The organism is Cohnella panacarvi Gsoil 349 (assembly GCF_000515335.1).
In the GTDB taxonomy this organism is placed as follows: Bacteria; Bacillota; Bacilli; order Paenibacillales; family Paenibacillaceae; genus Cohnella; species Cohnella panacarvi.
Genome location: NZ_KI911563.1, coordinates 2,577,164 through 2,604,160, shown reverse-complemented (window position 1 = coordinate 2,604,160; position 26,997 = coordinate 2,577,164). Strand labels below are relative to the sequence as shown.

Annotated in this window: 26 protein-coding genes; 14 read left to right on the top strand and 12 right to left on the bottom strand. The window is 54.4% G+C overall.

The window, feature by feature from the left end; translation table 11 throughout:
- Positions 1 to 223 precede the first annotated feature (223 nt).
- From COHPA_RS0112555 to COHPA_RS0112545, 3 genes are all read right to left on the bottom strand, one after another.
- Positions 224 to 2,044 carry an ABC transporter ATP-binding protein gene (locus COHPA_RS0112555; protein WP_027086510.1) on the bottom strand — a complete coding sequence of 607 codons (1,821 nt, stop codon included), beginning with the start codon at positions 2,042 to 2,044 and terminating at the stop codon, positions 224 to 226.
- Entirely contained in the window at positions 2,034 to 3,890 is a 1,857-nt protein-coding gene (locus tag COHPA_RS0112550; protein WP_027086509.1) for an ABC transporter ATP-binding protein, read from the bottom strand. The genes COHPA_RS0112555 and COHPA_RS0112550 overlap by 11 nt, the downstream gene beginning before the upstream one ends.
- A 166-nt stretch (positions 3,891 to 4,056) precedes the next feature.
- Positions 4,057 to 4,995, bottom strand: a complete 939-nt coding sequence (locus COHPA_RS0112545) for an NAD(P)-dependent alcohol dehydrogenase (RefSeq protein WP_027086508.1) — start codon at positions 4,993 to 4,995, stop codon at positions 4,057 to 4,059.
- A gap of 135 nt (positions 4,996 to 5,130) precedes the next feature.
- Here COHPA_RS0112545 and COHPA_RS24445 point away from each other — a divergent pair, with 135 nt between their 5' ends.
- The 5 genes from COHPA_RS24445 (at position 5,131) to COHPA_RS0112520 (ending at position 8,556) form a co-directional block, all read left to right on the top strand.
- Positions 5,131 to 5,754, top strand: coding sequence for a TetR/AcrR family transcriptional regulator (locus COHPA_RS24445; protein WP_027086507.1), 624 nt, complete (start codon positions 5,131 to 5,133; stop codon positions 5,752 to 5,754).
- A gap of 90 nt (positions 5,755 to 5,844) precedes the next feature.
- A complete protein-coding gene (locus COHPA_RS0112535) occupies positions 5,845 to 6,237 on the top strand; it encodes a nuclear transport factor 2 family protein (RefSeq protein ID WP_027086506.1) in 393 nt (130 codons plus the stop codon).
- 126 nt (positions 6,238 to 6,363) lie between these two features.
- Positions 6,364 to 7,110: a type I methionyl aminopeptidase gene (gene map, locus COHPA_RS0112530; protein WP_027086505.1), complete on the top strand. Its 747-nt coding sequence runs from the start codon at positions 6,364 to 6,366 to the stop codon at positions 7,108 to 7,110.
- A 17-nt stretch (positions 7,111 to 7,127) separates the two neighbouring features.
- Positions 7,128 to 8,150 carry an NAD(P)-dependent alcohol dehydrogenase gene (locus tag COHPA_RS0112525; RefSeq protein ID WP_342667805.1) on the top strand — a complete coding sequence of 341 codons (1,023 nt, stop codon included), beginning with the start codon at positions 7,128 to 7,130 and terminating at the stop codon, positions 8,148 to 8,150.
- 67 nt (positions 8,151 to 8,217) lie between these two features.
- Positions 8,218 to 8,556: a DUF1801 domain-containing protein gene (locus COHPA_RS0112520; RefSeq protein WP_027086503.1), complete on the top strand. Its 339-nt coding sequence runs from the start codon at positions 8,218 to 8,220 to the stop codon at positions 8,554 to 8,556.
- Positions 8,557 to 8,611: 55 nt separating this feature from the next.
- Here the strand turns inward: COHPA_RS0112520 and COHPA_RS0112515 are convergent, their stop codons facing one another.
- On the bottom strand, positions 8,612 to 8,902 hold the full coding sequence (locus COHPA_RS0112515; RefSeq protein WP_156926654.1) for a VOC family protein: 291 nt from the start codon (positions 8,900 to 8,902) through the stop codon (positions 8,612 to 8,614).
- Positions 8,859 to 9,785, bottom strand: a complete 927-nt coding sequence (locus COHPA_RS0112510) for a LysR family transcriptional regulator (protein ID WP_027086501.1) — start codon at positions 9,783 to 9,785, stop codon at positions 8,859 to 8,861. The genes COHPA_RS0112515 and COHPA_RS0112510 overlap by 44 nt, the downstream gene beginning before the upstream one ends.
- Positions 9,786 to 9,894: 109 nt before the next feature.
- Here COHPA_RS0112510 and COHPA_RS0112505 point away from each other — a divergent pair, with 109 nt between their 5' ends.
- The 5 genes from COHPA_RS0112505 to COHPA_RS0112480 all read left to right on the top strand — a co-directional run bounded on the left by COHPA_RS0112505 (position 9,895) and on the right by COHPA_RS0112480 (position 16,158).
- Positions 9,895 to 11,178, top strand: a complete 1,284-nt coding sequence (locus tag COHPA_RS0112505) for an adenylosuccinate synthase (protein ID WP_027086500.1) — start codon at positions 9,895 to 9,897, stop codon at positions 11,176 to 11,178.
- 783 nt (positions 11,179 to 11,961) lie between these two features.
- The gene (locus tag COHPA_RS0112495) at positions 11,962 to 13,173 is read left to right on the top strand and encodes an MFS transporter (RefSeq protein WP_027086498.1); all 1,212 of its coding nucleotides are present in this window, start codon (positions 11,962 to 11,964) and stop codon (positions 13,171 to 13,173) included.
- Between the two features lie 104 nt (positions 13,174 to 13,277).
- On the top strand, positions 13,278 to 14,732 hold the full coding sequence (locus COHPA_RS0112490) for an esterase-like activity of phytase family protein (protein WP_027086497.1): 1,455 nt from the start codon (positions 13,278 to 13,280) through the stop codon (positions 14,730 to 14,732).
- 174 nt (positions 14,733 to 14,906) lie between these two features.
- Positions 14,907 to 15,731 (top strand): prephenate dehydratase, encoded by an 825-nt coding sequence (gene pheA, locus COHPA_RS0112485; RefSeq protein ID WP_027086496.1) that lies wholly within the window; start codon positions 14,907 to 14,909, stop codon positions 15,729 to 15,731.
- 28 nt (positions 15,732 to 15,759) lie between these two features.
- A complete protein-coding gene (locus COHPA_RS0112480; RefSeq protein ID WP_027086495.1) occupies positions 15,760 to 16,158 on the top strand; it encodes a VOC family protein in 399 nt (132 codons plus the stop codon).
- 54 nt (positions 16,159 to 16,212) lie between these two features.
- Here the strand turns inward: COHPA_RS0112480 and COHPA_RS0112475 are convergent, their stop codons facing one another.
- Both COHPA_RS0112475 and COHPA_RS0112470 read right to left on the bottom strand, forming a co-directional pair.
- Entirely contained in the window at positions 16,213 to 16,656 is a 444-nt protein-coding gene (locus tag COHPA_RS0112475; RefSeq protein ID WP_035120759.1) for a VOC family protein, read from the bottom strand.
- 21 nt (positions 16,657 to 16,677) lie between these two features.
- Entirely contained in the window at positions 16,678 to 17,667 is a 990-nt protein-coding gene (locus COHPA_RS0112470) for a sigma-70 family RNA polymerase sigma factor (protein ID WP_027086493.1), read from the bottom strand.
- Positions 17,668 to 17,774: 107 nt separating this feature from the next.
- On the opposite strand from COHPA_RS0112470, the gene COHPA_RS0112465 reads away from it, so the two are divergent.
- The 4 genes from COHPA_RS0112465 to lspA all read left to right on the top strand — a co-directional run bounded on the left by COHPA_RS0112465 (position 17,775) and on the right by lspA (position 19,682).
- A complete protein-coding gene (locus COHPA_RS0112465; RefSeq protein WP_035120755.1) occupies positions 17,775 to 18,116 on the top strand; it encodes an ArsR/SmtB family transcription factor in 342 nt (113 codons plus the stop codon).
- A gap of 11 nt (positions 18,117 to 18,127) precedes the next feature.
- The gene (locus tag COHPA_RS0112460; protein WP_211237877.1) at positions 18,128 to 18,619 is read left to right on the top strand and encodes an SRPBCC family protein; all 492 of its coding nucleotides are present in this window, start codon (positions 18,128 to 18,130) and stop codon (positions 18,617 to 18,619) included.
- 171 nt (positions 18,620 to 18,790) lie between these two features.
- Positions 18,791 to 19,054, top strand: coding sequence for a hypothetical protein (locus COHPA_RS0112455; RefSeq protein ID WP_027086490.1), 264 nt, complete (start codon positions 18,791 to 18,793; stop codon positions 19,052 to 19,054).
- Positions 19,055 to 19,235: 181 nt separating this feature from the next.
- Entirely contained in the window at positions 19,236 to 19,682 is a 447-nt protein-coding gene (lspA, locus tag COHPA_RS0112450; RefSeq protein WP_027086489.1) for a signal peptidase II, read from the top strand.
- A 102-nt stretch (positions 19,683 to 19,784) separates the two neighbouring features.
- Here the strand turns inward: lspA and COHPA_RS0112445 are convergent, their stop codons facing one another.
- From COHPA_RS0112445 to COHPA_RS0112425, 5 genes are all read right to left on the bottom strand, one after another.
- The gene (locus COHPA_RS0112445; protein WP_027086488.1) at positions 19,785 to 21,341 is read right to left on the bottom strand and encodes a response regulator transcription factor; all 1,557 of its coding nucleotides are present in this window, start codon (positions 21,339 to 21,341) and stop codon (positions 19,785 to 19,787) included.
- Positions 21,338 to 23,224 (bottom strand): sensor histidine kinase, encoded by a 1,887-nt coding sequence (locus COHPA_RS0112440; protein WP_027086487.1) that lies wholly within the window; start codon positions 23,222 to 23,224, stop codon positions 21,338 to 21,340. Before COHPA_RS0112440 ends, COHPA_RS0112445 begins: the two co-directional genes overlap by 4 nt.
- 122 nt (positions 23,225 to 23,346) lie before the next feature.
- Positions 23,347 to 25,047, bottom strand: a complete 1,701-nt coding sequence (locus COHPA_RS0112435; RefSeq protein ID WP_425393683.1) for an extracellular solute-binding protein — start codon at positions 25,045 to 25,047, stop codon at positions 23,347 to 23,349.
- Between the two features lie 64 nt (positions 25,048 to 25,111).
- Complete coding sequence (locus tag COHPA_RS0112430; protein ID WP_084761003.1) at positions 25,112 to 25,942, bottom strand: carbohydrate ABC transporter permease; 831 nt, start codon at positions 25,940 to 25,942, stop codon at positions 25,112 to 25,114.
- An 81-nt stretch (positions 25,943 to 26,023) separates the two neighbouring features.
- Positions 26,024 to 26,989: an ABC transporter permease gene (locus COHPA_RS0112425; protein ID WP_027086484.1), complete on the bottom strand. Its 966-nt coding sequence runs from the start codon at positions 26,987 to 26,989 to the stop codon at positions 26,024 to 26,026.
- Between the last annotated feature and the right edge of the window lie 8 nt (positions 26,990 to 26,997).

Here is a 26,997-nt window from a genome sequence, read left to right as displayed (position 1 = left end):
CGAACGGGACTAACCGATTACGCAAGGAGAGGCTGTCCCAAAGGTCGATTCGACCGAGGGACGCTTACGGAATTCTCCTGACCTTTAAACGGTACGGGGAGTGCAGTTAGTTGGGTAGAAAATGCGAGTTTTGACGGATTTGGCCCCGGTCGGGGATTTCAGCAGCGACGCCGTAGAAACCGCGAAAGCCCGCCTCGGGCATCCCTGAGGCGGGCTTTTCGTTTTATTTCGCTCCGGCGACGACGCGGTACCGGGAAGCCTGCAAGGTAAACATGTGCGCGTATTTCCCATTCAGTCTCATAAGCTCCTCGTGCGAGCCTTGTTCGATGATGCGGCCGTTCTCCATCATGAAGATGCGGTCGACCATCTTGGTCGTCGACAGGCGGTGGGAGATGAACAGGATCGGCCGGTTCTCCGCTTTCTCGAGCATGACCTGGTTCAGATGATATTCGCTCATCGGGTCCAGCGCGCTGGAGGGCTCATCTAAGAGAATGAGCAGCGTCGGCTTAGCGAATACCCTGGAGATCGCCACCTTCTGCGCTTCTCCCCCTGAAAGCTCGATCCCCGATTCATTAAATTCCCTGGTTATGGCAGAATCGATCCCAAGAGGCAAATCCCGCAGCCTATCGCCGAATCCGCTTTTCTCGAGCGCTTGCCTAATCGAGTCGGGATCGCTGGGGGAAACCGCATTCATCACGACATTCTCGGATAGGGCGGCCGCGAACAACTGATGATCCTGGAATACGGAACTGATCTTCATTCGGTATTCATCCAGCTTATACATATCGATAAGAACGCCGTTTAATCGAATTTCGCCGGCGCTCGGATCGTATAGCCGCATGATCAGCTTCGTCAAAGTCGTTTTGCCGGCGCCGTTGTAGCCGACGATCGCGATTTTCTCTCCCGGACGGATGCGCAGATCGACGTCCCGAAGGATGGGAGACCCGGATTCGCTATATTGGAAAGATACCTGCCGCAGCTCTAGTCCCGTAAACCGGTCGGGCACGGTCAATGGATCTTTCGTCTCTTGAAGCGCATTCTCCTGTTCCAGGAAACTTCTTAATTTCTCGATATACAAGCTGTTCTCTTGCATCTCGCTGATGAGCGACGTCAGGAATTGCATATTATTTCTGAGACGCCTTGACGATCCCATCAACGTAATCGCGCTTCCGTAGCTTAGTGCTCCCTTTACTAGCGCCATGTAGGCAACATAAGCAAGGTACAGCCCGCCGAAGATCAACTCTTTGAAAAAGTAGTCGGAGGTGAAGTTCAGCCAGAACTGCTTCTTCGAATGCTTGCGCACGATATCGTGCATCTCTTTATGGGTGTCCGAGAACTCCCGAAAAAACTTCTCCCTAATGGCGTACAGTCTCATCTCTTTCGCATAATCGGCCATATAGAACAAGCGCTTCAAATAGATGCGTTTGCGGTCCTTCTCGTTAAGCTCCATTCTCATTTTGAACCTGATTTTATTGACGATCATGCTGACGATCAAGGTTGAGACGAACGATACGAGGACGAACAGCAGACCGAGCTTGTCGACGAACAAGAAGAAGCTGACGGAGGTCACGATGACCGTGATCGCTTTGCACAAGTTTCTGATGTTGTTGATCGTGGCATCGATTCGATTGCGCGCGTCGTTGGCGCTCCATACGTATTCGTTATAATAAACAGGATCATCATAATTGCTCAGGTCCGTCCGAACCGCTTTCTCGTACAGCTCCATTCTAATCTTTCGATAAAGCAGCTCCTTGCCCTTCGGCTCGACGCTCTGATAATAAATGCTGTCCAGCACGAAGCATCCGGCGATGAATACAGTCATCAGTCCGATATAGAGGGCAACGGTAGAGAAAGAAGTGCCGAACTGCACGCTGTCGAATACGAACTTGATGAGAATGACATGCTCGAGGAAAATTTCGATCTCCTGCAAGCTTGCATACAAACAGGCAAAAAGAATATATTTGCGCGAATAGCGCAGTCCGTATTTCAGAATAAACCAGTTATTCTGAACGACCCGCGCAAAGCTATGCTTGCTAGCCTTCACGTTGACTCACCGCCTCTGAGAGCTCTTCTTGATCCACGTACTTCTCGGCCTGCTTCATGAACAGCTCCGCATACTTTCCTTGCCGCTGCATCAATTCCGCGTGCGTGCCCGCCTCCTGAATGCTGCCGTCCTCCATGAAGTAAATCCGATCGGCCAGCATAGCGGACGACATGCGATGCGATATAATGACGACGGCTTTGTCCTCGCACGCTTCGATCATGCTCTCGAAAATCTCGTACTCCGCAATCGGATCCAATGCGCTCGTAGGCTCGTCGAGAATAAGGATTTCGGCAGGCTGCGCGAAAATACGCGCGATCGCGATCTTCTGATACTCCCCGCCGGACAGAACGACTCCTTCGTCGTCGAACTCCTTCGTCAGCATCGTATCGATGCCGCGGGGGAGCGCGGCCACTTTATCGTATATTCTGCTCTTCTTGAGCGCTTCCACGACGAGCTCGCGATCCTCTTCGTTCGCAACCTCGCGCATCAGCACGTTTTCGGCAATCGTCATCGAGAAGATCTTAAAGTCCTGGAATACGGTTCCATACAAGGAACGATAGGACATGAGATCAAAGTCTTTAATATTGCGGCCGTTTAACGCGATTTCGCCCTCGGTCGGATCGTACAATCGCATCATGAGCTTGATTAACGTCGATTTGCCCGCTCCATTGTGCCCGACAAGCGCGATTTTCTCGTTTTTGCTCACTTCAATCGAGATGTCGGACAGAGAAGCTTTAGCCGCACCCTCATAAGTAAAATGAAGCTGTCGGAACGCTAACTGCCGCAGCGGCGGCGCGTTCGGTTTGTCTTGCCCATCGTCTTCCCGGATTTCGGATTCATAATTCAGAAACGATTTCAGGTTGTCGATGTAGATGCCGTTCTTGTTGATCTCCACGACGCTGTCCGACATTCGGATGAGCGACCATGCTCCGCTGACCATCGCCGTTCCAAGCACGACGAAGGAACTGATGGATATCGACTGCTGGACGATAGCCAGATAAGCGCCATACAGCAGAACGCCTTGAAAGATGAGCGTGAAGGTAAGGAAGATTTTGAAGAAAGAGATAATGCCGGCTTTGACCCGGTATTTATGAACGACGGAGATGACGCCGGCATAACCCTCCTGGTAGGTGTTCTTCAGGACGGAGAAAATTCGGGATAGGCGGATCTCCTTGGCGTAATGGGATAGATAGATGACGCGGTTTACGTAATCCATCTTCCTTTGGTAAGGCACCCACTCGTTATTCTGCTGGAATTGGAGGCGGTTAAGTTTCTTGCCGAAGTAAAAGTTGCCGATAATCGGGAACAACGCGAACCATACGACCCAAGGATCGATGGCGTACATGACGGCGAATATGCCGATCGTCGCGAGTATGGAGAACAGGATTCTGGAAAGGCTGTCCAGTACGGCGCCGATCCGCTGATCGGCTTCTTGAATGGCTTTCGTGTATTTGTTATAGAACTCATGGTCTTCGAAGCACTTTAGTTCGACGGATGAAGCTTTGCGGAATAAGACGAGGTACAGCTTCTCGTACAGAGTGAGATCGCTGAGCGGCTTGAATCGCTGCTCATACCAGTTGTCCAGCAAGCTTAATACGAGCATCACGGCCAATGTAATGACGATGAATAGGGCGACTTGCCGAAACTCTCTTTCCAATGAGATAGATTCAATGATGTATTTCATGAAGTACACCGCGAAGAACACGTTCGTAGCCTGTCTGCAGGCTTGAATCAAAAATTCGGCCAGCACCCGCTGCGGATGCATGGTCCATGCTAATTTGAACAGGAACATATTGTTCGCGAGATTTGCTTTGGCATGGCGTAAGGCAAGACCTATGCTTCTCAAAGTCGTGGTTTCCCCCTACCAGCTGTACATAAGTCAGCCGTATCTACTAGTATTTAACAATATATTATAGAACAAATTGGGAAATGCAACCTGTCAAACTTAATATGTTGCCACTCGACGATCCGGATGGTACTCGGTTGAGCAAGCGATGTTCGCGATGGCACGCCTAATCCTGTTCGATCGTGATGGCGACCCCGCCTCTCTTCCGGCCTTGTTCCACGTACTCATGCGCTTCTGCGATTCGATCCATCGGGTAAATCCTGTCGATTACCGGTTTAATGGATCCGGCTTCGATCAACGCCGAGAGCTTGGCAAGACGCTCCGATTTCAACTCCAGCTTCCCGTCGTCGATGGAGATAGATTGGCCTGTCGGATTCAGCGCTTGCCTGCATAGCTCTTTGATTCTGGAACTCTTCGCCTTGCCCGCCGTATCGAGCATAAGGTCATAACGATCGATGGCGCGTGCGTCTTCGTCGTTGGTATAATCGATTACTTTATCCGCTCCCAAGCCCTTGACGAGCTCCATGTTCCGAGTGCCGCATACCGCGGTTACTTCGGCGCCGTAATACTTGGCTAGCTGTACCGCCATTGTTCCGGACGTTCCCGATGCCCCGTATATGAGCACCTTATGCCCGCGCTGAATCTTACCCTCTTCCACGCGCTGCAACGCCAGAAGTCCGCCGTATGCGGCGGCCGTTGCCTCTTCGAAGCTGATATTGGCGGGTTTATGCGAAAGGCATCCTCGCATGGAGTCCGATTCCCTCATGCATTTGTACTGTGCGTAACAGCCCATCCCCAGACCGGTAACCCCGTAGACTTGATCTCCTGCCTTGAATTGCCGGACGTCTTGGCCGACGGATTCGATCTCTCCCGCCAGCACCATGCCGATGATGGGCTGTCTCGGCTTAGTGAAGCCTAAGATTAATCGCATGGGCAACCAGAACCGGAGCGGAATCCGCGATCCTCGGATATAGATGTCGCTCGCCGTTACCGCCGATGCGTAGATTCTAATACACACTTCATTGCGCTTAGGGGAAGGCTTATTCACTTCCTTGAGCTGAAGAACGTCCGGAGGTCCGTATTTGGTACAGACTACTGCTTTCATCGGATCCATTCCTTCCGAGTATTGAATATTTTTCAACCGTTAATTATACTGTACAGTGTAAATAACAGTCAGTCAATGACGATTACACCGGGCGGTGTAATTTAATAGAGATCACCATGAGAGGACTGTAACGATATGGACGCTGCAACGTCGCCGGTGAAGAGAAGAGATACGAGCAAGAAGCGCGAAGCTATTCTGAACGGAGCCATACAGGCGTTCGCCGAGATGGGATATGACCAGGCCAGCATGGATGCGATCGCGGAGATCGCGGGCGTGTCCAAACGTACGGTCTATAATCACTTCCGAACGAAAGAGAATCTCTTCCAAGGGGTTATCGCCAAGTTTCTCGAAGAACAGCAAGCTCTCAAGCGAATCGAATACGATCCTGCCCGGGCTTTGGAGGACCAGTTGACTGCATTCGCGCATGCCGAAATGTACTTGATCAACAGCCCTTCCAGGCTTGGGTTATCGCGAGTGCTCACCTCCGTCTTCATTAGGGATATCGACTATGCGCGAAGGATTACGGCCCAATATGCCTCTCCCCATGAACCATTCATGCAATGGCTTGCGGCCGCTCGCGAGGATAACAAGCTGGCAATCGACAATCCGCCCCTTGCGGCAAAGGTATTCTACGCGATGATCGAGGGCGCGATTACATGGCCTGCGTTATTCCAACATGGAATAGACACGGAGGCGGCTAAGCCCCTATTAGACGAACTCATTGCCACCTTTATCGAGAGATACCGCAAGGAAGAATAGAACGAGTTCACACTATTGTTAAAAAGTAGACGGTTTTGGCGTGATACACTTATTTTGGCAGAAAAATAAAAACGCTAGGAAGGTGTAATCATGAAGCTGGAAACGGTAAAGCGATTTTACGAGTTGATCGAATCTTTCAGTGTCACGGAATCCGACTTCAAGCCGTTGCTGCATCCGGAGATCGAGCAAACCGAATATCCGAATCTTATCACTCCCGGCATCGTCGTAAGCAACTATGAGACGCTTCTGCAGCGCATACCTAACGGCAAGAAACTTCTGAGATCGCAAAAGTACGATATTCAGCGGACTTACGAAGCAGGCGATACGCTGATTACGGAAGTGATCTGGACGGCCGAGGTCGGGGCGGACGTCGGGGCGTTCAAGACCGGTCAGCAGCTGAAAGCCTATTTCTGCTGCGTCTTCGACTTCAAGGACGGCCTAATCCATAGACAGAGAAATTACGATTGCTTCGAGCGATTCTAGTACAAAGCCAGAGTACCCTGAACGGGACTCTGGCTTTTATCTATCCTGCGGCGTTTTGTGAGCATCATGCACATGCAATGGCTTACAAATAATGAGATAATGGACTAATCGAAGGAGATGGTGAGCATGACGGTACAGAATCAAGAAGATATTCAGGGCCTTAAAGAAATCGGCCGGGTTATCGCGTTAACGATTAAGGAGATGAAATCCCGCGCTCGCGTCGGCATGACGACGCGCGAGCTCGATGAGATCGGAGGCCGGGTTCTGAAGAGACATGGCGCAAAGTCCGCGCCGAAGACCACATACGGATTCCCTGGGGAGACTTGCATCAGCATTAACCACGTGGTCGCTCACGGTATACCGGGCGATCGGGTCATCCAAGCGGGCGATTTGGTCAACGTCGACGTGTCCGCGGAGCTCGGGGGTTACTATGCGGATGCCGGTCATTCTTTCACGATGCCTCCTCACGATCCGGCGTTATCCCGTCTTTGCGAGTATACCTACAGCACGATGATGAAGATTATTTCCTCGCTTAAACATGGCGTCAAATTGAACGAGATCGGCAGAATGATTCAGACGGAAGCCGGCCAAGGAGGATATAAGGCGGTTAAAAATTTATGCAGTCACGGAATCGGCAAATCGCTTCACGAGGCGCCCACGGAGATTCTGCCCTTCTACAACAAGCACGATCATCGCGTGCTGAAGGAAGGCCAAGTCATCACGATCGAGCCTTTCTTATCGACCGGCGCGGAATACGTGGCCGAGCACGCGGACGGATGGACGTTATTCGTGCCCGATAACAGCTATGTCGCGCAGCATGAGCATACCATTATTATCACGAAGGATCAGCCGGTTATCGTTACCGTGGCATAGAATTAACCGCGTAAAGGGTGGTGGTCGGCATAACGACAGATACGTTAGTCGCTCGCAAGATGAAGGCGTTGGTCTATGATGAGTACGGGTCGCCGGACGTGCTCCGGATCGAAGAGGTGGCGGTCCCCGCGCCGAAGGATCATGAGGTGCTGATCGCGGTTCGCGCGGCATCGGTGAACTCTTGGGATTGGGACCTTCTGCGCGGAAAACCGTATATTATCCGCCTTGGCGGCTTCCGCAGGCCGCGTTATCGTACGCTCGGCGCGGATGTGGCAGGACGAGTCGTAGCCGTGGGAGCGAACGTGCAGACGTTTAGGCCGGGAGACGAAGTGTTCGGAGACCTCAGCGGGTGCGGCTGGGGCGGCTTCGCGGAATACGTATGCGCCGCCGAGACGGCGCTGACGCCGAAACCCGTCGGCTTAAGCTTCGAGCAGGCGGCAGCTATTCCGCAAGCGGCCGTACTTGCTTTGCAAGGGCTGCGCGACAGCGGAAAGCTCCGGGAAGGGCATCGCGTTCTGATCAACGGAGCGGGCGGCGGGGTCGGCACGTTCGGAATTCAATACGCCAAGCTTCGCGGCGCACGGGTCACTGGCGTGGATGCGGCCGAGAAGCTGTCTATGCTGCGTTCCGTCGGCGCGGATGAAGTCGTAGATTACGCGAAGGAAGATTTTACGGCAAGGGGGCCGAAGTACGACCTGATCCTCGACGTCGTCGGCAATCGACCGTTGTCCGCCATCAAGCGCGCGCTTCAGCCGGGCGGCACGTATGTAATGGTCGGCGGACCGATGCCGCGTATTCTCCAAACCGCGCTCGCTGGGCCTTTAATCGCTAAGTTCACCAAGAAAAGAATGAAAGTTCTGCTACATAAACCGAACCACGACGATCAACTGGCGTGGAAAGAGTTGACCGAAGCGGGACGCGTCGTGCCCGTCATCGATCGCCGGTACTCGTTGGCCGACGCTGCCGAGGCGCTCAGATACTTCGGGGAAGGCCGCGTGCAGGGGAAAGTCGTCGTGTGCATGGAGGCTTCGACTAGCTAGACAATAGTCTGCTAGATACGATATATTGTAGTGGAATTAATTGGTCGTTAAGGAGATGAGGCAAATCGTGAGCGCAGAGGTTACCGCATTCATCGAGGGCTTAGGAGCGGCTTGGCAGGTCGAGGTTTCCAAGAAGCTGAGAGATTTGGTGAAAGAGACGATTCCGTCGGTAGAGGAACGCATTCAGTATAAGAAGCCGCATTTTCTGAAAAACGGCCACTACGCCGCGGTCATCTCGCCATCGAAGGACGCCATCGCCTTTATGATCATGAACACGGCCGGCATGGAATTTCCGAAGGGATTCGAAGGGCCGCCGGAACGCAGATGGATCAAGATCAAAGAGGGAGTCGCGCCGGACTACGCGCAGCTTGCTGCTTTGCTCGCGCAAGCTTCGCAGTCTCTTTAACGAAGTTTAATAAAGGGAGCTAGCCAGGAAGATTTCTTCCCGGCTAGCTCTCTCTTTAATAGCGGTAAATATTGAATCGGTTGCCGTCCGGGTCGTAGAAGTGGAACCAAGAGAAGCCGTGAATAGGCGGATTTCCCGATATCTCGGAGACGGGAACTCCGTTCTGGGCCAGGTAGCGGTGATAGCTTTCGAATTTCCATTTGTCGTGCACGACGCAATAGGGTCTAGCCGGTCCATTGATGGGGCCGGTATAAGCTCCTTCCGGAAGCTGTTCCAACCACCATAACGAACGGCTGGGTTCGTTATGGTTTACGCCCATCACCGACTTGAACAGTCGGTCGCGCATCCTTACCTCCGGGTATTAACGCCATGAATGCCTTCGTCGCCGCCGATAAAGGAACGCCCCGAAGCGTCGCGATGCCGATATGGCGCTCGGGCACGGGGGGGTTAAGCGGGATTTCAACTAATGTTCCTGCCCGCAATTCCTCTTGCACGTAATTACGCAGCACGAAAGCAAGACCGAAGCCGCTTCGGGCGAATTGGACGAGAAGATCGACGCTTCCCAGCTCGAATTCGGGCTGCAGCGCGACTCCGTGCAAGGCCGCGTAGTCGGCTAGGTATTGTCTGGTGCTGCCCGCCTCTAACATAAGCAGAGGATAATCGTGCAGCGAATCGAGAGAAAGCGGACTTGCCGACAACTCCCGATATTTCGCCCCGCCGACGAGGCAGTCTTGCAGCGGCGTGCTCTCGCGGAGTTCCACCTGTTTATCGGAAGCCGGCAGACTGACGATGCCGAAGTCGATTTTCCCCTCCTTGAGCAGCGCGAGCGTCTCCGGCGTCGTCCGGTTGGCGACCCGGATGCGGATGCCGGGGTGCTCGGCGTGGAACCTCTCCAGGTAGGGCAGCAAATAATGCTTGCACAACGTATCGCTGGCCCCGATCGCGATCTCCCCGCTCTGCAAGCCGTTCATGTCCGCAATCGCTTTCTCCCCGATCTCGACGTAGTTGAACGCCTGCTCCACATAATGGAACAACACTTCGCCTTCGGTCGTTAACGTCACGCCTTTCGGCGTTCGGAAGAAGAGCTGGCCGCCTAGCGAGCCTTCTAGCTGTTTAATCGTATGGCTGACGGCCGGTTGGGTGATGTGCATTCGCTGCGCGGCTTTCGACAGGCTGCCCGTCTTCGCGATCCAATAGAAGACGCGGTACCACTCCAAGTTAATGTCCATGAGTATTACCTCACTTTATACCGAGTATTAGTTATATCAATTATTCTAATATACTTCGCCTCCATTATCATTACCTTTGTAAGCGAATCGATGATCGGGGGTAGAACCAATGGCGGTAACGGCAATCGTGGGGGCGAATTGGGGAGACGAGGGCAAGGGGAAAATGACGGACGCGCTGGCCGCGCGGTCGTCATTCGTCGTAAGGTATCAAGGCGGTAGCAATGCGGGGCATACGATCATTAACGATTTAGGAAAATTCGCGTTGCGAACGCTTCCGTCGGGGGTGTTTCACTCGAACGTAACGAACATCATCGGCCCGGGCGTGGCGCTGGATGTCGAAGTGCTGTTGGATGAATTGCGGGAGCTATCGGCTCGCGGCGTTCCTAGTCCTAAACTGCTCGTTTCCGAGCGGGCGCAAATCGTGCTGCCGGTGCATCGGTTGTTCGACGGGCTTGAAGAAGAGAGGCTGGGGATGCGAAGCTTCGGTTCGACGAAAAGGGGCATTGCGCCATTCTATGCCGACAAATACGCGAAGCTAGGCATTCAGGTCAGCGACCTGCGCGACGTCTCGAGGCTCCGCGACCGGCTTGAGCAGATGCTCGAGCCGAAAAACGCGTTGCTGCGGCATCTATACGGGCAAGCTCCGATTCAAGCCGGCGAGTGGTTAACGCGGCTGCAAGAATACGCAGAGCTTCTGGCGCCTTACGTGTGCGATACGACATCCGTGCTTCATAAGGCCTATAGAAGCGGGGCGGCCATTCTGCTCGAAGGTCAGCTCGGCGCGCTTCGGGATCCGGATCATGGCATCTATCCGTACACGACGTCGTCTTCGACGCTTGCGGGCTTCGCCCCCGTTGGCGCGGGGCTTCCGCCTTATGCGATAACCGAAGTCATCGCCGTGACGAAAGCCTATTCAAGCTGCGTCGGCGCCGGCCCGTTCGTGACGGAGCTGCAAGGCGACGAAGCCGAGGAGCTGAGACGCCTTGGCGGAGACGCGGGAGAATACGGCGTAGTGACCGGCCGTCCAAGACGCGTAGGTTGGTTCGACGCCGTGGCCACCCGCTACGGATGCAGGCTGCAAGGCGCGACCTCCGTCACGTTGACGAATCTGGATGTGCTAGGCTACTTGGATGAGATTCCCGTCTGCGTTGCTTATGAGACGGAGGAAGGTGTCGTCGACCGGTTTCCGGTAACTTCGCAGTTAATTTCGGCTAAGCCCGTTCTCCGGCGTCTGCCGGGGTGGAAATGCGGTATTTCGCGGATAACGCGATATGAGGAGCTGCCTCAGGCCGCAAGAGAGTATGTCGAGTGGATCGAAGCGGAGATCGGAGTACCTGTTACGAAGGTGTCCGTCGGCCCCAGACGCGAGCAGGTTATCTCGCGCGAGCAATAATGGGATAGGAATAGTCAGCGACGGAGCGAATCCCACTCTCTCCGCCAACCAAAAGAACCTGCGATAATACAGCTATTTCATAGAACCGGTAAGGTGTTAAATCAATAAATGCAAATGTGCAGGTGATAGCTAGCCGCGTGACTCCATTGAAGGTTTGCAGGACTAATACCTGCAGTTTTGCAGGAGGAAGGGTTAAACGAGCGATTTAGGGTAGGATTACCAGCAGAATTGCAGGTGTGGAGCGACGGAAGTAGGGGGACAAAGTGTGCGAACCCCCGATGCTGCGACGGAAGTAGGGGACAATCGTGCGAACCCCCGGTGTAGCGACTCCAGTGGAGGACAAAGTGTGCGAACCCGATGCTGCGACGGAAGTAGGGGACAATCGTGCGAACCCCCGGTGTAGCGACTCCAGTGGAGGACAAAGTGTGCGAACCCCCGATGCTGCGACGGAAGTAGGGGACAATCGTGCGAACCCCCGGTGCAGCGACCCAGTAGGAGTACAAAGTGCGCGAACCCGATGCTGCGAGGGGAGCAGGGTGGGCCGTCCATCCTGCTGCGCTCTGACGCGCGCCGCCTTTGGCGCCAAAAACGCACGCCGGGAGAGCCGTGGGGAAAGATTGGCAACAGCACCTTAGCGGTTGAGACGAGCACGCCCGACCGATCCGAGCAGGATCGGTTTTTTTTATTGTCCGGGGATTTGACGAATGAACGATATGCGGCTATTATGGTTTAGTAATTTAGTAAACTAGTAAGCTAGTAAATTCGAAAAGGCAGGTTAGTCTCATGTTCTCCAATCGCTACGTGCGAACGATTATTTCCTCCCGGGTGCTGCTGCATATGGGAATTTGGATTCGAAATTATGCGGTGCTTCTTTACGTAACCGACCTGACGAACAACGATCCGCTCTACGTCTCGCTCATCTCCGTGGCGGAATTCGCTCCGATCTTCCTGTTCGCGCTGATCGGCGGGACTTTCGCCGACAGGTGGCGGCCGAAGCGGACGATGGTATGGAGCGACGTGCTGTCGAGTCTGTCCGTCGTCGCCGTGCTGTTAGCGCTCGTGACCGGCGGATGGATGGCGCTTCTCATCGGATCGTTCGTGTCCGCGAGCCTATCGCAGTTCTCGCAACCATCGGGCATGAAGTTATACAAGCGGCATGTGCCTGCCGAGCAGTTGCAGGCGGCGATGGCTATGTCCCAGACGCTTGTCGCGGTATTCATGGTACTCGGTCCGGTCGCGGGAACATTCATTTTCCTCCAATTCGGAATAAAGTTCTCCCTCATCCTGACGGCTGTCTTATTCTTAGGTTCATCGCTTGTGTTGTCGACGCTTCCCCGCGACGAGGAAGAGCATCGGTCGGGTCAGACCGGCACCTTCATGGCGGAGTTGAAGGCCGGAGTACGGTACATCGTATCCAATCGGGCGTTAAGAACGCTCGGATTCACATTCGCGGTCGTCGGATTGGCATCGGGAATGACCCAACCGCTCGCGATCTTCGTCGTCATGGAGAAATTGGGGATGGATAAATCGTTCTTGCAATGGGTGGTCATGACGAACGGGGCGGCGATGCTGGCAGGCGGGGTTGCAATGATGGGAGTCGCCAAGAGAATAAAGGCGCAACCGATGCTCGTGGCAGGGCTGCTGGTTACGGCCGTCTGCACGGTCGGAATCGGAGTATCCGCGTTGCTCGCACTTACTTTCGTCTTGCTGATTGTCAGCGGGCTATTCTATCCCTGGATCCAAGGGGGAATCCAGACTCTCATCGTGCGCCATACGGACGGGGCGTTCATGGGACGGGTTTCGGGGGCGATTATGCCGGTGTTCATGGGGACGATGATCGTCGGAATGCTTCTGTCGGGCGTCCTGAAAAATGCGTTGTCTTTGGCAGGGGTCTATGCGCTCAGCGGCGGATTGATCGTAATCGGCGCGATGATCGCGTATAGAGGATGTTCAAGCTCCGCTCCCTCCCGTTCGATGTCGATAGACAGAATATAATATCTTAACATAACCTTCGATTCCCCTTAACAATGGGATAATACCCGAAAGATAGACTCTAGGAGCAGGTACAAATCTCTCGCTTCCGAAAGGGGTCTATGAATATGAAAGCCAAATGGAAAATCGCGAGCGCGGTCGTTCTCACGTTCGCCGTAGCAGGAACCGTGTCCGCTGCTTCCGTCATGAACGGAACCGCGGCGCCCGAAGTCAAGTACACTTGGAACGGGCAGGCCGTCGAGCCGTCGAAACCGGCCGTCGACATCGACGACAGTCTGTACGTACCGCTCCGCGCCATTGCCGAAATAACGGGACAGTACGTGGATTACGACGATTACCGCCGCAGCGTGGCTCTGACGGACAAGCCGCAGTTGACGGGCAAGTATAAGTTGGAAGCGCCCGATCTTGCCGCCGGCGTCAAGATGGGAATCGGCTCCTCGTTGACCCATTTACCGGGCGATCCGGACAACGTCTTCTACACGACGGCCGATCGCGGTCCGAACGGGGAAGTCGAGGTGGGCGGCGAAACCCGTCGTACGTTCCCTCTTGAGAAGTACAATCCTTCCATCTATAAAATCGAGATCAACAACGGGAAGATTGCTATCCTGGAGACGATCCCGCTTACAGTATCCGGCGTGAACCCGGCAACCGGAAGCAGCGCGATTACGGGCAAACCGAACATCGATGGGCGCGACGAGACGCCGTACGACGCTTCCGCGCAAACGAAGGTCTCATACGATCCATACGGTCTCGATATCGAAGGTCTCGCTTACAACGCGAAAGACGATACTTTCTGGATTAGCGAGGAGTACGGTCCTAGCATCGTGCAAGCGAAGCGGGACGGCACGATCGTACAACGCATCGTTCCGCAAGGGTGGGCGTCGCAAGTCGCAACGCCGCTTGTCCCTGCCCGCGAGACGCTTCCTGCCGCTTATCTCAAGCTTCGCTCCAATCGCGGGGCAGAAGCGGTCGGCATTACCCCGGACGGCAACTGGATGTTCATGGCGATGCAAAGCCCGCTGCGCAATCCGGATAAGTCGGTAGACGGCTCGCGCCAGCTGCGGATCATCAAGATCGATCTGAATACGCTGAAGCCGGTTGCCGAGTATGCGTACCAGACGGAAGCCGCTTCCGACTATAAAGACGTTAAACAGGCCGATATCGTCATCTCCGACTTGGTCGCCGTGAACGAGAACGTGCTGCTCGTCGACGAGCGCGATAAGTTCTCGGGCCAAGCGGCTCAGCTCAAGCGCATCTATGCCGTCGGACTGTCGAACGCAACTAACGTGCTGGGCCGATACGACGATACCGCGGCAGCCGGCAAGACGCTGGAACAGATGACCGTCGCCGATCTGCGAGCCCAGGGCATCGCCCCCGCCTCCAAGCATACGGTTATCGACGCCGCCGAATTCGGGTTTCCGTTCGAGAAGATCGAAGGCCTTTCGCTCGTGGGCGGCGATACCATCGCCATAATTAACGATAACGACTTCGGAATCGGCAGCGACTCCGCCGAGAACGGCACGGAGCTATGGACGTTCCGGCTGCCTTACATGATCGATTAACGAGGACATAACGAAGCCCCGCGAATCGCGGGGCTTTATTCGTTGTTTCATCGATCAACCTTCTCTCTGCATCATTTTACGATTAGAATACTCCTGTTTCCCGCGCCGATGTGAATAAGCTATACTTAACCTAACTTGAGCCGAAGTCATTTTTCTTCCATAAAGGAGCTAGCAATGATTAAAGTCGCATACTTGGGTCCCAGCGGTACTTTCTCGGAAGAAGCCGCGCTGAAGTATTTTGCCGGCACGGACGTGGACTGGCATATGCTCGATTCGATTCCGGACGTATTGGAGGCGGTGAGCAACGATGAAGTGGATAAATGCATCGTGCCGATCGAGAATTCGATCGCGGGCAACATTCATATGACGATCGACGGCTTATTGCTGCATAACTTGTTCATCGAGGCGGACGTCGTCTTTAAAGTTTCGCTTCACTTGATCGGTAACCATGACAGCCGGATTGGCGATATTCGTACGGTGACGTCGATCTCGCCGGCCATTAACCAGTGTCGGCAGTTTATCAAGGAACGAGGGCTGAAGATCGAATACACGGACAGCACGGCCAAGGCAGCGATGGCCGTCAAGGAATCCGGCAAGCTCGATACAGCGGCGATAGGGTCGCAATCCGTCGCCGAGAGGTCCGGCTTGAAAGTTCTCCAAAGCGATATTCAAGACCATTCCGCGAACCATACGCGGTTTGTCGTGGCGGGCACGAAGCATTCGGACGAGTCGGAGCAGAAGAAGACGATGATGCTGATTACGCCGAACGACGAGTATCCGGGAGTGCTGTCCTCGATCCTGAACGTCTTCTCCGCGCTGGCGGTCAATCTGTCTTGGATCGAATCGAGACCTACGGGCACGAAGCTGGGCGCTTACCGGTTCTTGATCGAGACCGAAGCCGCCGCAAGCGACCCGCGCATGGACAAGGCGATTCGGATTATCCAGACGTTCGGCCACGACGTTCATATTCTGGGCAGCTACGCGACGACGATTCTGTAAACGAGTGCTGATAAAAGGGGATATCGATATGAGAGTTAAGCTTGAAGGCATCACCATAATGGCGGACGACGTCGCTTCGTTGACGCGCTTCTATCGAGACGTTATCGGTTTCCGCGTAGCCGTTGAAGAGAAACATTACGCGGAGCTGGAGAATTCGGGAGTTCGTCTAGCGATTTGTTCCAGACCGACGTTAGCCGAAAATACGAATGACCATCATACCTACCTCGAAAAGCGCCAAGGCCAAGCGTTCGAGCTTAACTTCGAATGCGAGTCTCCCGAGGTTGTGCGCGAGCTGTTCGGGCAATTCGTCGCTAACGGAGCAGTCCCGATTGCCGAGCCCTCGATCAAGTCGTGGGGGCATACGACCGCTTTTTTCGCCGATCCCGAGGGCAATATTCATTCTTTATTCGCGGTCAATCCGGTTTAACGCATCAACAAGAAGAGCATCCAGGAGTCCTTGGATGCTCTTGTCGTTCTAAAACTAATTTTGCGATACGTCTTGCCAGACATTGAATTTGTTACCGTCCGGGTCTTTGAACTTGAATTGCAGACCGCAGCCGTCCTCGTCGAATAACGGCTCGACGTAGGCGCCGCTTTCGCGAAGCCGCTTGTGAAGCTCGACGATATTCTCGACCTCGAACGTCAGCGAGAACATTTCGTAGTCATCGCCGTTCCACTGGTCCGTTGTGAAATTCGCCGTTCTTTTCTTTTTCGTCTCCAGTAAGAACAGCCATTGTCCGTTGCCGAGAACGACAATTGCTCCTCCGGGACTGCGCGGCTTGACGGTTAAACCGAACGTTTCCTTGTACCACTTGGAGGCTTGCTCTACGTCTGAGACGGGCAAGTAGTTGTGGGAAACTCTTGTGAGCATCGGCGTTTGCGCGGTTTGCTGACGGTGCGATTCGATCCGTTCTTTTTCTGCCATTTCCATCATTCCACCTCTCGATCAATTTGACTTACGATAAATAGACGACTCCTTCGTCTCAAACCCGTCGCGGGCCGATGATTTTTTTTCGATCGCGTGATAGAGATTCTCGTCGGGGTCGGCAAAAACGAAATGTTCACCCATCCATTCGTCTGTAACGAGCGGTTCGGTTCTCACGTCGCCATGCTGTAGCGTGAACCACAACTCGTTGACATCCGGGACCTCGAACGCCATCAAAGGATATTCGCTCGGACGATGCGTTTGGCATTCCAGCAAGTACAGTTCATGACCGGAAGCAATCAATAAGTTGCCGTGCCTGCTGATACCCAATCGGAAATGTCGGATGAACCAGTCTTGCGTCCGCTCTCGATGAAGCACGGGGATATAGAAATGACCCATGCTACGCAGCAAGCGCTCCATGACTTTCTGTTCGAAGGTCCTGTCCAAACGTTGCGCGCGGAAATAAGGCTCGAAATCTTCGGCAAGCTGGCGCTTCAGCAGCTCTCTGGCCCGGCGAATGCGACTTTCTACGGCAGACAGGGACAGGTTAAGGAACCGGCCGATTTCTTTCATGGACCATTCGCTCACATAGTGCAGCACGATGGCTGACTTGCTTTTATGCTCCAAGCTTTGAATGGCGTTCCATACGGCTTCCCGCGTCATTCGCAGATCTAGCCAGGCTTCTACAGGGTTGACGGACGAGGACATCACATCTTCTAAGGGCGCCAATCGTTTCTTCTTTCTCGCAAAGTCGAGACTTGTCCGATAGACGATGGCATATAACCAACTGCCCAGCTTCGATGGGTCGCTTAATGTATGCAACTGGCGATAGCTCTTGACGAACGCTTCCTGCGTAGCGTCCTGCGCCTCGTGAAAATCGCCGATAACGCTATAAGCGACGGATAATAAAGCGTTGGAATATCGAAGAACGATTTGGCGAAAAGCCTCGTAATTTCCGTTTCGCGCTTCGGATATTAAGCTATGGACCGGATCCTGCGCAGCATCATCCATAATATGCACCGCCTGACGAAGACGTTTTCAGACTAATATAACATATCGCCTCAAGATACAATAATTTAAGTATTTACTTAATTAAGGTAATGGTTTACAATAAAGCCATGGATACTTTTGCAGCAATCGCAGACCCGAACAGACGTCATATCATTGAATTGCTGGCCGAGAAGGGCCAGCTCACCGCGACGGACATCTGCGGCAATTTCGCGATTAGTCCGCAGGCCGTCTCCCAGCACTTGAAGGTGCTTAGGGACGCGGACATAGTCACCGTAGAGAAGAAAGCGCAATTGAGAATCTATCGCTTGAACGAACAGGCGATAACAGAAGTGGAGGAGTGGGCAAAGCGTTACCGGTCGATGTGGAGCAAACGGTTCGGGAAACTCGACGACTTGTTGAAAACGCGGATGGAGCAGCGCCGTTCGCAATCCGAAGAGAAGGAGCAATGAGGATGACGGTTGTGAATTTAACGAAACTGACTGCAGAGCCGGGCAAACAAGTGATTGTAGTTGAGAGGGAATTCGAAGCTCCCCGCGAGCTGGTGTTCGAAGCGTTTACGGATGCGGAGCTGTTCGTGCAGTGGATGGGACCGAGAGATCTGACGATGGACTTGCAGCAATTCGAAGCACGGGACGGAGGGGCATGGAGATATGTATCCAAGGCTCCGAACGGCGGAGAATTCGCGTTCTGCGGCGTGTTCCATGAAGTCTCCGCCCCGGAGAGAATCATTCAGACGTTCGAATTTCTAGGAATGCCGACTAGAGGCCACGTGACGCTGGAGACGGCGATTTTCGAAGCGTTGCCGGGAGATCGAACGAGAGTGAAGATGGAGTCTGTATTCCGTTCCGTCGAGGACAGGGACGGAATGCTGCAGTCCAACATGGAGCAGGGGATGAACGAATCGTTCCAGCGGCTCGTGGAACTGCTCGCGACGCTGCGGGCTAAAGAGTAAGCAAGGCACAACAAGCCGCTAAACCTTCAATTAGGGTTTGGCGGTTTTTCTTGTAATAAAGAAGACAAAAAAGTGCCACATTAGGATGTGACATTCATCACATTCCTCCGTTGTCCAAGGCCGTAATATTAGAGCCATAAGAAGTAAGACAACGAAACGGAGGAATCCTCGATGAACGTACAATGGTTGTCCAACCTGCCCCCGATCGGCGAAAGCATTCCTAAGGTAGCCGCGAAAGGCGGACAGTTGATCGCGGACTTCATCAGCACATACGGATTTTTCGCCTTCTGCTTACTGCTCGTAGGCGTCTGCTTAATGGTACCGGTCCATATGTACGAGAAATATTATAAAGTCGTGGACGACGAAACCGCGCCCGACGCGCCGGTTGTTAACGCCGATTCCGGCGACAGACCGTTTACTCATCCGGCTGCGTAGGTTTCCCCTATTTATTGAAGCGAAGACGCGGACCTCTTCATTGAAAGAGGCACGCGTCTTCGCTATTTTAGAGGGATATGATCTTGCCCCGCCGACCTCGGTCGCCGTAGGAGGAAAGTTGCGGAATCGCGGCGAATATGGAAGGAGTTAGTTGAATTCAGAATTTCGCGGAGGTTTCTGCATGTACTTCTATATCATCATTCTCCTATCGCTCGCTGTCGATCTAGCGACGAAAATCGCGGTTCGCGCCAACATGGCTCTCGGAGAGAAGACGGAGCTATGGGGGATCGTGAAGCTGTCGCACCTCGCGAATACCGGTTCGTCCGGCAATATGCTTCACGGAATGGGGCGGCTGCTGGCGGTTGTCGTATTGATTATCGTCGGGGTAGCGTTCTATCTGCGCGGTCGGGGGAAGTTTCCGGGGATGCTCTCGCAGGTCGGCTTGGCTCTGTTCATAGGGGGAGCGCTGGGCAACGTGTACGATCGGATCGTCTATAACCAAGTGACGGACTTCCTGTATTTCGGCGATTCGGCGACGATGAATTTCGCGGACATATGGGTGTTTATCGGTATTATTACGATAGTAATAGGCAATTTCATCGATAAGAAAAGAAGAACGGCTGCGTAAACAGGTAAAAAGGTTCAACCTCGTAATGATTTCGGGGTTGAACCTTTTTGCGTGAGCAAATGGTTGCTATACAGGCGAACCAGACCTACTCTCACCCTCGGACTACCTTTTCTCCGCGAACCTCTTCTGCCTGTACTCCAATGCCGTGATGCCCTCGAATTCGCGAAAAACGCGGTTGAACTGCTTCGGGTTGTCGTAGCCGATGCGGCGGCCGATCTCGTAGACGCGGTCGTCCGTCGACTCGAGCAGCTCCTTCGCCTTGCCGATGCGGATTTTTTTCAAGTATCCGATGAAGCTCTCGCCGGTAAATTCCTTGAACCGCTCGCTGAAATACGAGTAGTTGAGAGACACGTGGTTGGACACCATCGCCATGCTGATGTCCTTGTCGAAGTTGGCATGGATGTATTCGAGCGCGCGCGCCATCTCCCTCGAGTCGACGTGGGCGGACTTCAAGCCGCGAACGAAGTCGTTCAAGTCCAGCAGCAGGCTTTCGACGCAGCGAATATAGTCTTGCATGCTGGCGAAATGATAGAGACTGCCCGCTTGCTTGTACATGCGGATGATATCGACGGAAGCTTCCCCGTAAGCGTTGAACACGCGATCGAAGACGTGCTCGTTGAGCGCCCGGCTAACGGCTTCGAAGTAGCCGATAGCCGCTTCGTCCAGCGCCTTCGCGCCGAACAGCTCGAGCAGCAGCCCTTTGATTTCCGCGTCGCGGTCGGTGCCCATCATGTTGGCGAGCTTGCGCAGGACATCGGCCGGAACGGGGAAAGCGGTGCTACGATCTTTGACTTGGCTATACCGAATCACTCCGGCTTCGGGCCGTCGGAACAGCAGCCGATATTTCATCGCGTGGCGAGCTTCCTCGAACCGCGTCTTCACTTCGCCGATCGACTGTCCGGGATCGCTGATGCCGATCGCCACTTCGCTGCTATTGCCGGCTGCGGCCTGCATCGCCTGGGCCAGCTCCATCGCGATCTCCGTGCCGGAAGCGAGCAGGACCAGGTTGTTGTCTTTGTTCTCGAACCACAGCGTGCGTCCATCCGGCTTGCGGGCGCCGAGCTCTTCCTTCATCTTCATCGCCAGTCGTTGGTTGCCTGCCGTATCCACGACCGCGACTTGGTAGAGCGGTTCGAAAGCTTGCAGCCCCGCTTGTTCGCACCGTGCCCGGACGGAGCTTTCGTCGTTGCCTTGCTCCGCCCAGATCGCCTCGAGAGTCCTTATCCGCATGCCTTCGCGATAACGGTCCGCTCCCGCCAGCTTCTCCATAACCTCCTGCTTCGCGGCAAGTTCCTTCTCGAGCCGTTCGATGGCGGCGAATAAATCCTCGCGTACGATCGGCTTGAGCAAGTAATCCCGTACCTTATGCTTCATCGCTTCCTTCGCGAATTGGAAGTCGTCGTATCCGCTCAAGATGAGCAGGGAGGGCGCGGCGGACTTCTCGGCAAGCGCCTTGATGAGGCCGATTCCGTCCATTTCGGGCATTCGGATATCGGTAATGACGATATCGGCGGGCTCGCGCTCGAATGCCTCCAATGCTTGCACGCCGTCGGCAGCCAGCATAATGCGATACCGGCCGGGATACTGGCGCTCGATCATCGCCTGCAGGCCGAGCCTGATATTCCGCTCGTCGTCGGCAATCAATAGCGTCCTCGTCATGAAATCAGCCTCCCGCTCAAGATGATGTGAGGAATCCGGATGGTCACGCAAGTGTATTCTCCCTGAACGGAATCCACGTGAATTCCGTATGATTTGCCGTAGTGCAACCCGATCCGGCCGTGCACGTTCGCCAGCCCGATGCCGCCGATCTGCGCGGACTGGCCGCTCTCGGCCGGGTAAGCTCTAATTTCTCCGCGCTCGATCCGCGAGTTCAAGTCCCGCAACTGCGCTTCGCTCATGCCGGCGCCGTCGTCCTTAACGGTAATGAGCATCGCGCTCTCGTCCAGCTCGGCGCGAATCGCGATCCGCAGCTCTTTGTTCCGAAGCCCGTGCTTCACGGCGTTCTCGACGATCGGCTGCAGCGTCATTTTCAATATTTCCTGATCTAACATCTCGTCCGACACGTCTGTTTCAAGCCGAATCCGATCTTCGAAGCGAATGTTCGCGATGCTTACGTAGTTGGCGATGTGGGCCAGCTCATCTTTCAGGCGCACGTGCTCGTTCATCCAACGCATGTTGTAGCGCATCATGCCGCCGAGCGCGGTAAGCGCGTCGGATACGGTCATCTGCCCGTCGATTTCCGCCATCATCTTAATGTTCTCAAGCGTGTTGTACATGAAGTGGGAATCGATCTGGCTGCGGAGAGCCGCAAGCTCCGCTTCTTTGGCGGAGGCCTTCTTGTTGACCGCGTCGGCGATCAGCTCGTTGATTTTGCGCAGCATCTTGCTGAAGTGGTAAGCCAGCTCGCTGACCTCCCCGCCGCCTCCCCGAATGTTCAGGTCGAACCGGAAGTCGCCTTGGCGCACTCTCTTCATCGACGCCGTCAGCTGGTGAAGCTTCTTCAGTATTACGGAATTGAGCAGGTTCGTGAGCAAGGTGAGAATGACGAGCAGAATGACGTTGGCCAGCAGAATAAAGTTGCGGGTACGGTTGATGTCCTCGTATACATGGTCTAGCGACACGATTTTCAACATCCGCGCATCCAGCTCGCGAATCGGCGAATAGACGCCGAGGAAAGAATGGCCGTTCATCTTGAAGGAGAAGCTGCCTGGCGTTGACGAGTCGGCGACGCTGTCCCGGAATTGCTTGAGGATCGAAGCTTCCTCGAAGCCGGATTCCGCCCAGAACCGGTTCGACGGATTCCGGTACAAATGGCCGTCCTTATCGATCACGAGCATTTGCGATTGGTCTTCCTGCAGGGAGCTGAACGTATTCGGGAAGAAGGACGTCAGCTCCATGTCGATCTGGACGATGCCGGAGTGCACCCCTTCCACGTACGGGATATCCTGGTACAACGATATGCGCGGGTTCGTGTCCTCGATGTCGCTCGACCAGCTCCGAAGCAAATCCTTCGTCTGACGGGTGAAGGCCCATACGTCCCGTCCTTGGCCGGCGTTCATGATGCTCTCATGCCAAGGCGCGTCTATGACCCGGGATTCCCGGAAGAACACCGGCGATATCTCGAACGTATAAGGGCTGCTCATAAAGACGCGGATCAGCTTGATGTCCGGGTTATTATATTGCAGGCGCAGAATATCCTTTACCGTCTGCGTATCGATATCCCTCAGCTCCGCGGCGCTTAGCTCGGCCGGCTGCAACAAGTAATCCCTAACCTCGGAATGGGTAAACGTGATCTGCGCGGCGCGCTTCATCGTCTCGATATTGTTCTTGATGTGAATTTGCTCGATCTCCAGCGAATACTCCGTGCTCTTCTTCAGTTCATTGATCGTATTGCCCGTCAAGCCGCGAAAAATATAGACGGAGATCAGTACGCTGGGAACGAGGAGCACGAGGATATAGGCAATAACGAGTCTTTTCTGAAGGGTAAGCCGCTCGATCCAGAAGCGGGTGCGATCCAGCCGCCCGGTCCACCATCTGCGCATTCGTCATCACGTCCGTTTCGCCGCCGTAGTTGTCCTCATTGTAACACGCCCATCGTCTCAACCGATCGGATAACGCCCAAAAAACCCAGGCGGGCTGGGTTTTTTGGACTTGCGTATTGTCGTTACTTCATGAACTCCGCGAGCTTCTTCAGGTTCTCTTCGTACTTCGCCTGACGATAGGATTGAATATCGGCGTAACCGAGCTTCTCGCGCTTGGCGACGAAGTCGTTCAGGATGGTGTCGAGGTCGGCGTCGGATTTGGACAAGATCATCTTCGGAAGCGCTTGGCCGAATTCGTTGGCGATCTTCGTCAGGTTGATGCCTTCCGGAGACGTTGCCGGCGGATTGATCAGGTCGAATTCCGAGTAGCTCTTCGTTTTGCCTTTCGTCCATTCTTCCAACTGCTTGAACGGTTCGACCGCAGGCGGTTGCCATTGCAGAATCATGTTCGTGTCCTGCTGCATCCAGAACGTGAGGGAAGAGCCGTACTGCTTGTCGAACGCGGAGCGGTCGGTATCCAGCAGCTTCTTCGCTTCAGGCAGGAACTGGTCTACGCCGTCGATCGTGTCGTAGGATACGCCTTTCTCGCCGAGATACAGATCCTTCTGACCTTCTTCGGAGATCAGGTAGCTAAGGAACTTGATCGCTCTTTCCTTGTCTTTAACCTTCTTGGAGATGAGCGTAACCGTCCAGCCGGAGATCGCGGGGCCGGCCAGCGTCGGTGCATCCATGTTGGCATTCGCGGGTCCGTCGACCGCGATGTATACGGAGTTCGGATCGTTCGCGTACAGAACGTTCTGCTGCGCCGCGAAGTCCGTGCGTTGGTACAGCATCGCGAAGTAGCGGCCTTGCGCGATTTTCTCTTCCATCTGAGCGCGTTTGTCGACGAATACGTCTTTGGAGATCAAGCCGTCTTGGTTCGCTTGACGGAATACCTTCAGCCATCTCACGAACTCAGGGTCGGTCAGGCGGTCGTACAGCTTGCCTTCCTTCTCGCGCGGAAGCGCCAGGAAGCTGGACAGATAAGAAGAATCCTGCGCCATGTCGATGAACGAGTAGTTGCCGGAATCGCCGAACTCGTGGAATCCGATCGGAATGATCGGCTGTCCGTTAATCTCAGGGAACTTCTCTTTCGCGAGCTTCAGCGCGTTCAGGAAGCCTTCCGGCGTCCGCATGTCCGGGCTGCCGATCGCTTCGTAAATATCTTTGCGAACGACGAACGTCTGGTTGGAGATGAACCGGTCGCCGTACTTCTGGAAATCGTTAGGCGAAGCGGAGGAGTTCGGATACATGTACGTCTTGCCGTCAGGCTGCGCGTACCAGGACAGCTTCGCCGCGTCGGCGACTTTGAAGAAGTAAGGATCGTATTCGTTAGCCAGATCGGTGAGGGATTCGACCAATCCGCCTTCCACCATCTTCTTCACGTTCTCTTCCCACCAGCCGAGCGTGATGAAGTCCGGCAGATCGTTGGAGGCGATCATGGCGTTCAGCTTCTCGTTCTCGTTGCCGGCCGGCACGATGAAGTTGATGTTGACGCCCGTTTTCTTCGTAACGTATTGGGAGGTCGGGTCGACGCCCCACTTGTTCGGGAACCAAGCGAAGTTGAGGTACCAGTCGAACGTGACCGGGGACGTGTCGGACTTCCAGCCCGGCTCGTCCGCCGACGGCGAAGCGCTTGCGGATGCGGTCTCTGCCGGCGCGCTGCTTGAAGCTGGCGGCGCGCTTGAGCTTGCCGCTTCGTTGTTGTTATTGCTCGAACAAGCAACGATGGATAGCATGAGCGACGCGATGATTGCAGTTGATAGCCATTTTCTCATTGTCATACCCCTTTGTACTAGATTGTATAAGATTCTCCCTTGAGGGAAAAGTGAAACCGGTTTCGGTCGATCAGCCCTTGAGCGAGCCGATCATAAGCCCTTTGACGAAGTAGCGCTGCAGGAACGGATACGCGAGCACGATCGGAAGGGTCGTGATGACCATTGTCGCCATCTTGATCGACTGGCCCGTCACTCTTCGGGTAATCGCCCCGCCGCTCATGTTGCCGATGATCTGGGTGGAGCTGGACTGCGCGATGACTTTGTACAGGAACGTCTGGATCGGCTGCAGCGCTTCGTCCGTCGTAAAGATGACGGCCGTGAAGTAGTCGTTCCATTGATAGACGCCATGGAAGAGCGCGATCGTGGCGACGACCGGCATGGAGACGGGCAGGACGACGCTGTAGAAGATTTTGAAGTCGTTCGCGCCGTCGATCTTCGCCGCTTCCTCCAGCCCGTCGGGGATTTCCCGGAAGAAGGCGAGGAAGATGATCAGATCGAAGAAGCTGAACAACGCCGGCCATATATACACGAAGAAATCGTTGAGCAAGCCTAAGTCGCGGTACCACATATAGGTCGGGATGAGTCCGCCGCCGAAGAACATCGTGATCGTGCCGATCATCATGTAAACGTTGCGTCCGATGAGTTCCCGGCGGGAGAAGGCGTAGGCGACCATTGCCGTGAAGAAGACGTGAAGGACGGTGCCGACGAGCGTTTTGGCTACCGTGATTCCCATTGCCGTCATAATGCCCGCGTTCTCGAACACGGCCGTATAGTTCTCGATGCTGAACATACGGGGAATCCAGTAAATGTTGCCTCCGCTCATGGCGTCCTTGCCGTCGTTAAGAGAGTTGATCAGGACGTACCAGACGGGATACAGGGTTAGGAAACAGATAATCAACATGCCGAGCACGTTAAATCTATCGAACAAAGTTTCCCCGAGCGTTCTGCGGTTTCGCTTTAACAAGATGATCACCACCCGTTGCTAGAATAAGGAAGATTGATTCAGGCGCTTCGTGACGGAGTTCGCGAACAGCAGCAGGATCAGGGCGATGACCGATTTGACAAGCCCGACGGCCGTGGAATACGAGAACCTTCCTTGCGAAATGCCGACTTGGTAGACGTAAGTATCGATGACTTGGCTAGTCGTTTCGTTGACCTGGTTTTTGAGCACCATGATCTGATCGAAGTTGGAGTTCAGCAGCGCGCCGACCGACAGTATGAACAGAATCGAGATCGTGCCCCGGATCGAGGGCAGCGTGACGAACCGCATTTTCTGGAACCGTCCGGCTCCGTCAATGGTGGCCGCCTCGTAGAGCTCGGGCGAAATGCTGGCGATCGCCGCGATGTAGATGATCGCGTTCCACCCGAATTCCTTCCAGATATCCGAGCCGACCGCGATGGTCCAGAAGTATTCCGGTTCGGCAAGATACGTAATCGGCTCATCGATGAGATGCAGCGCCATCAGAATATCGTTCACGATCCCGACATCCGACAGGAACGTAATGAGAATGCCGCCGAGGATTACCCAAGACAGGAAGTGCGGCAGATAAGAGATCGTCTGAACGATCCGGTTGAATTTCAAGGAACGAAGCTCGTTCAGGAAGAGCGCGAAGACGATCGGGATCGGGAACCCGATGACTAGCTTCAGGAAGCTGATGCCGAGCGTGTTCTTCACCACGTCCAGCATCTGCTCGTCTTCCCAAATCGCCTGAAAATGCGTCCAACCCGCCCAGGGGGCGTTCGCCGGATCGCCGATGCCGATGTATTCCTTGAACGCGAGCATAATGCCGTACATCGGAATATAGTTGAAGATAATCATCCAAGCGATGCCTAGCAGCGCCATCGCCTGCAAATATTTTTGGTTTGCGAGCCGGACCAGTAGTTTTCGGTTTTTCTTGGGCGCGGGCGCTGCCTGGGCTGACGCCTCCGCGCTGAGGTTAGCGCTCATGTTCGTCT